Source organism: Tunicatimonas sp. (assembly GCF_049647865.1).
GTDB lineage: Bacteria > Bacteroidota > Bacteroidia > Cytophagales > Cyclobacteriaceae > Tunicatimonas.
In genome coordinates this window covers 1-5,449 of sequence record NZ_JBARYM010000306.1, presented here as the reverse complement: position 1 = coordinate 5,449, position 5,449 = coordinate 1, and the positions used below count along the sequence as shown (strand labels likewise).

General features: G+C 47.9%; 3 protein-coding genes. All 3 read right to left on the bottom strand.

Translation table 11 applies throughout. From position 1 onward, the window contains the following. Positions 1 to 146: 146 nt before the first annotated feature. Positions 147 to 2,867 (bottom strand): c-type cytochrome, encoded by a 2,721-nt coding sequence (locus WBA23_RS09360; protein WP_424582014.1) that lies wholly within the window; start codon positions 2,865 to 2,867, stop codon positions 147 to 149. 258 nt (positions 2,868 to 3,125) lie between these two features. After that, entirely contained in the window at positions 3,126 to 4,553 is a 1,428-nt protein-coding gene (locus WBA23_RS09355) for a DUF1501 domain-containing protein (protein ID WP_424582013.1), read from the bottom strand. 128 nt (positions 4,554 to 4,681) lie between these two features. Next, a partial coding sequence (locus WBA23_RS09350; RefSeq protein ID WP_424582012.1) for a DUF1553 domain-containing protein occupies positions 4,682 to 5,449 on the bottom strand: 768 nt, incomplete at its 5' end.

Below are 5,449 nucleotides of genomic sequence, written 5' to 3'. Positions count from 1 at the left end.
ACTGAGTACCGAACTAATTAAAATAATCTTTACCGTCAGTAGAAGTATCTGAATCTTGAGTGGCATGTTGGTAAGGTTGCTGGTAGAAAGAAGTTGAGTGAAAAAGGTCCAGCACTGGTAGGTACCGGAATAAGTAATAAGATTCTCTATTGCCCGGCAGCACTTCCTTCTTGGTAAATCTCATGGTCGGCATCACCACCGGCCATTAGATAGGCGATCAGGTCTCTCAACTCGTTTTCGTTTAGCGGATAGATTAAGTTAGGGGGCATCACCGATACAGCAGCCAATCTACTTTCCTTCACCTCTGCTTTAGGTACCTCCCGAATGTAGTCGGGCGCGAACGGATTTTGCGAGAGGTAGTACGTATCTTCGTCTTGATCGGTAATTCTACCTACTAGCGTTCTTCCATTATTGAGGTAAAGCACCGTAGAAGCGTACTGATCAGAAATCGCCTCGTTAGGCTTAATAATTGCCTCAATCATGTCAGCGGTAGAGAAACGGGTACCCAGACGAGTTAAATCCGGACCAATGATTCCCCCCTCGCCCCGCATGCTGTGGCAGGTCAGACAGCGCGTGGCGGCGTACATGTTAGCTCCCACTTGAAAGTCGGCACTCTGCATACCGAGACTGTCTACTGCCGCTACGGCTTCATCAATTTTCCAGTTTCGTCGCGGACCCTTAGGGCGGGGCACGTCCGCCAAATCCCGACCGTTGTTAGCCAGTAGCGAGTCGCCCGACAGATTGTTGTAATACTCAAACTTATCTTTGGGTACATTAGTGAGAGCTTCTTTTCGGGCTTTATCGATAAAACCGATGTAGCTGTTACCCGCCTCAAAATCGAAGGCCCGGTAGAACCACTTAAAGTATCGCTCCCGCTGCTCGGGAGTCCAACCGGACTGTTGTTCGCTGAGCACGGTAGCGTAGTAGGTTTGCTGAGCGGGTGGAACATCCTTCAGCATCCGGGCAATGTCTAGTCCGTACTGAGGGTTTCGTAAAATCAGGTCGGAGCTTTCGGTAGCGGATTCGGCTTGTTCCGGTGTTCGGCTTTCGTCTTCTTCCAGTAGCGTTAGCGTAATTTCAATCGCATTTGAGGCATCTAAGCTTACCAGTAGTTTGCTGAGCGAAGCATTGATAATCTCATTATCGGCCGGGTAGTTAGCACTTAAATAATCGATTACCCCTTGTCGGGCTTCATCAGCAGGATCACCCATTCGAACCAACGTAAGCTCAAACGCCCTCAGCAAATCTACTCGTTGTTGATCATCTAACTGACTGTACTCTACCTGAGTCAGTTTATTTAGCATTTGATCTTTTACAGACGATTCACCGAGTGACGATTCACCATGCCGGGCTAACGCGATTATGCCTTGGGTTAGCGTAATCGGATCGCTTTCATTCAACACTTTATCTTGCCACTGGTCTACGGGCTGTTGCTCCACCGCAATACGGGCCGCGTAGCGCACAAAACGATCTTCATGGTTCAAGTTAGGCCAGGCAGCTTCTACCCCACCACTAGCTCCTTCTTTATGATATTCTTCCAGTTGCTTTCTCAGTTGATTAGCCTCGTTTACCTCAGCCGTAGTGTTATCAGCTTGCGCTACGTCACCATCGTAATACACTCGATATAAATCCGAATCTAGGCGGCGACCACCCGTCATGAAGTACATCGCTCCATCGGGGCCAATGACTCCATCGGTAAGCGGCAGTGGCATGCCTGATACAAATTCTTCTCGCTCGCCCCGGTAGGTGCTACCTTCGGGGGTTAGGTGAATAGCATAAATAATTCCAAAGCTCCAGTCAAAGGCGTACAATGCTTGTTGGTAGTTCTCAGGAAAAGCTGCGCCCCGTCCGTAGATTACGCCAGTGGGTGAACCCTGACCAATGTTAAGCACGGGAGGAAGATTGTCAGGGTAAGCTGGTGACCACTTGCCGTTGCCGGTTCGCCAGCCAAACTCGCTACCGCTGGTCACGTGGCAGATACGGGTAGGCCGATACCAAGGCATTCCTAAATCCCACTCCATATCGGAATCATAGGTAAACATATCTCCCGCATCGTTGAAAGCAATGTCGAAAGGATTACGGAATCCCGCACCAATTAGCTCCCAGCGCTCACCGGCCGGGTCAATTTTAGCAATCCACCCGCCGGGAGCACCTCGGTCGTTGGCATGTCCCCGGGGATCTTTGATTTGCGGAAATAGGTTATCATCCTCCCAAACTTTTGGCAACCGATAGTGATCCATTTCAGGCAGATCGGTATGGTTACCGGCAATTACGTAGAGCGATTCGCCATCGGGAGAGGGAATAATACTGTGGGGGCCGTGTTCACCGGCTCCTTCCAGTTGCTTTAGTAGCGTTACTTTATCAAATTCATCATCGCCGTCGGTATCCTGTAAACGGTACAAGCCGCTACCCTTATCGAACTCCTGATCTTCGTCACCTTCCTTTAATCGATGATTTACCATCACGTACAGGCTATTGAAAGCGTATAGTAGCCCCTGAGCGTAGCCCATTTGCACTACGGAATCAGCTACTGGATCGTCCGATGCAATACGCACTTTTTCAATCTCCGGAGTTACCTCTTCCGCTCCAATCTCAGGAACATTGAGGCGATAGAGTGATCCGTACTGATCGGAGACAATCAACCGATCTTGGTCATCAAAAGCCATAGATACCCAAGAGCCCATCTCGTTATCCGAAGGGCTAAACAGATGTTCGGCTTTAAAACCATCTTGTAGCTTGAGTTTATCAAGTTTAGAATTGTCAACGGATACCTTTTGATTTTTCTGATTAGCTACTTCAGGAATGACTGGATTAAATAGGATAAAACCTAAAATCAGTAGCTGAACAATAACGTAATTTAGATTCATAGGTAGAGGAAGTAATTTTTACTGAAAAGATAGTGCAATTTACTGAAATTTACCTATTCAGATTATGATATTCATAAAGATACAATTTCCTTCAATTACTTGGTGATTATATCCTGTGCTATCCTGCTTATCTCTTTAGACATTTTTCATTTGTTTGCTAGCCAAAAAAGGCTTTCTAACTAAATTTATACAAGTCTGCAATATTTTAGAAGCAGTGTTTTAATATTAAATTCTTGCGGGTAACATAGGTAGCTTTTGTCAAGCCAACAAATCCAGTATGGCTTCTCCGTGGCCGTCGGGAGTGGTGTAGAACGGGCGGCCTTCAATGGTGTACTGTGTCTGGGGAGGGATGCCGAGCATGTGGTAGATGGTTTGATGAATTTGATCGATGACTACCGTTTTCTCGGTAGATGCACAAGGGCGTTCATCGGCAGTCTTGCCGTAAACTAACCCCTTTTTGATGCCTCCGCCCCACATCAAAATAGAACAGCCGTCGGTGAAGTGGCGGTGCATGCCGTAGTGTTTCATGTCGTTGATCTGATCGGGTTGCGGCACTTGATCTTTCACTTTTTCACCGGGCCGCCCCTCCAGAATAGCATCGCGACTGAACTCGCTGGCCAGCACTACTAATGTTCGGTCCAGATGACCACTTTCATCCAGATCACGAATAAGCTGGGCAATCGGACGATCAATGGTTGCTTTCATTTTTTCAAGGCGAGTATGGCCGTTTTCGTGGGTGTCCCAACCTAAGAAGGGCACGTATTCGGTAGACACACTGATAAATCGAGCACCTTTCTGAGCGAGCCTTCGAGCTAGTAAGCAACCTTGACCAAATCGGCCGGTGTTGTAAATATCAAATACTTCTTTGGGTTCCTGACTGAGATCAAACACTTTTGCTTCCGGGGAATTTAGTAGCCGATACGCTTGCTCCATTGATCGCATCAGTGACTCTTTTTGGTATCCACTACCCTGTTCTCCCAGCGGACTACGCTCCACTAATTCTTGGTAGAGCTTATTACGAGCTTCAAACCGCTTGACGGACATCCCTTGCGGTGGTTTTACACTATCCAGACCACTGGAAGGGTCAGGAATTAGAAAGGGGCCGAACTCAGCCCCCATAAAACCGGCGGAATGAAAAGCCTTCAACTCTTCCCCTTCTCCTACCGTAAACCGCTGTCCCATACTAATGAACGGAGGAATGACTGGATTCACTGGTCCCAATTCTTTGGCAATCCAGGCACCAATGTGCGGGGGCTGTACCGACTGAGGTGGTTCGTAACAGGTATGCCAGTGGTACTGATGCCGAGTATGCAAAATATGGCCCAGGTCTGCTGCCCGGTAGGAGCGAATAATTGCGCCTTTATCCATCACACTGCCGATGGATTCCAAGCCCTTGGAGAAAAACAGATCATCTACTGCCGTAGGCACCTTGGGAAAGGTACTCAACACTCGCTGACTATCGAGTCCCTTTTCGTAGGGAGCGTAGGCTTTGGGGTCAAATGTTTCGGTATGCGCCATGCCCCCGGCCATCCACAGCAAAATTACGGTATCAATAGAGGAAGGCATCTTGTCGGCTGAATTACACGAGCTAAGAAAACTACTGGTGGGTAATCCTACCGACATAGCCGATAGCGAAGCCGCGCCCATCTTCTTTAAAAATTCTCTTCGAGCAAATTCGTCATTCATATTAACAGCTTAAAGTTGGAAGACCGGAGACGGGAGCAGTTCCCCACCGGAACCGAAGACCGGAGTTAATTCTTAAGTTTACATAAGCAATAACAATTGAGCCATCGAACCACTGGACAATTGAGTTATCAGTTAATAAATTGAAATTCGGGCAATAGTACAACGGCCCACAGTAGATCCTGCACTTCTTCTACTCCCGGGGCAGCACCAACCACTTCGGTCATTAACCCTTGCTCTTCATTGGTGGGCATTCGTCCGAAAGATTTTAGGTACAGTTGGTTGACTAGTTGTTCGCTGTCATCGCCATAATTAGCCAGCATAGCTTCCGCTCCCTCCTGCATGATGCTATTGAAAAACTCGCCATTCGTTAATTCCAACGCTTGGAGTAAGGTAGCCTGATCTTCTCGGGAGGTAGCTACGTTTTCCCGCGATGGGCGCCCCAATGCTTTCTGAAAAGGATCGAGTGCCACCATAGAAGCCCGAGCAAACCTTTGTTCATCTTCCCGGTCAAAGTCAAAACCAATGAGCTTACCCCAATATTTTGAGTTATACTTTTTCACGGGTTCCCAGGCAATATCATCAAAATCGAGCGCAGTCCACCCCTCCTGAAGTTGGGCATTAGTCGTTTTCCAATTGCCATCAGAGACCACGTAATCCTGCGTGCCATCATCGTACGATAACTTCAGCGCGAACAAGAGTCCGGCAGGGTTTGGTACTTTACCTTCATTTTCACCTTGTACCGCCAGCACGTTCTCACCGGCACGTAATTGGTTTTCTAAACTGACCTGTTTTACTTTTCGCCAATCGCTACCTTCAGCCGCTAGTTGCTCATTCACGTATAGTTTGAAAGAATGGTCAGCCGTAATCAATGCCTCCGCTGCCCGCAAATTTTTATC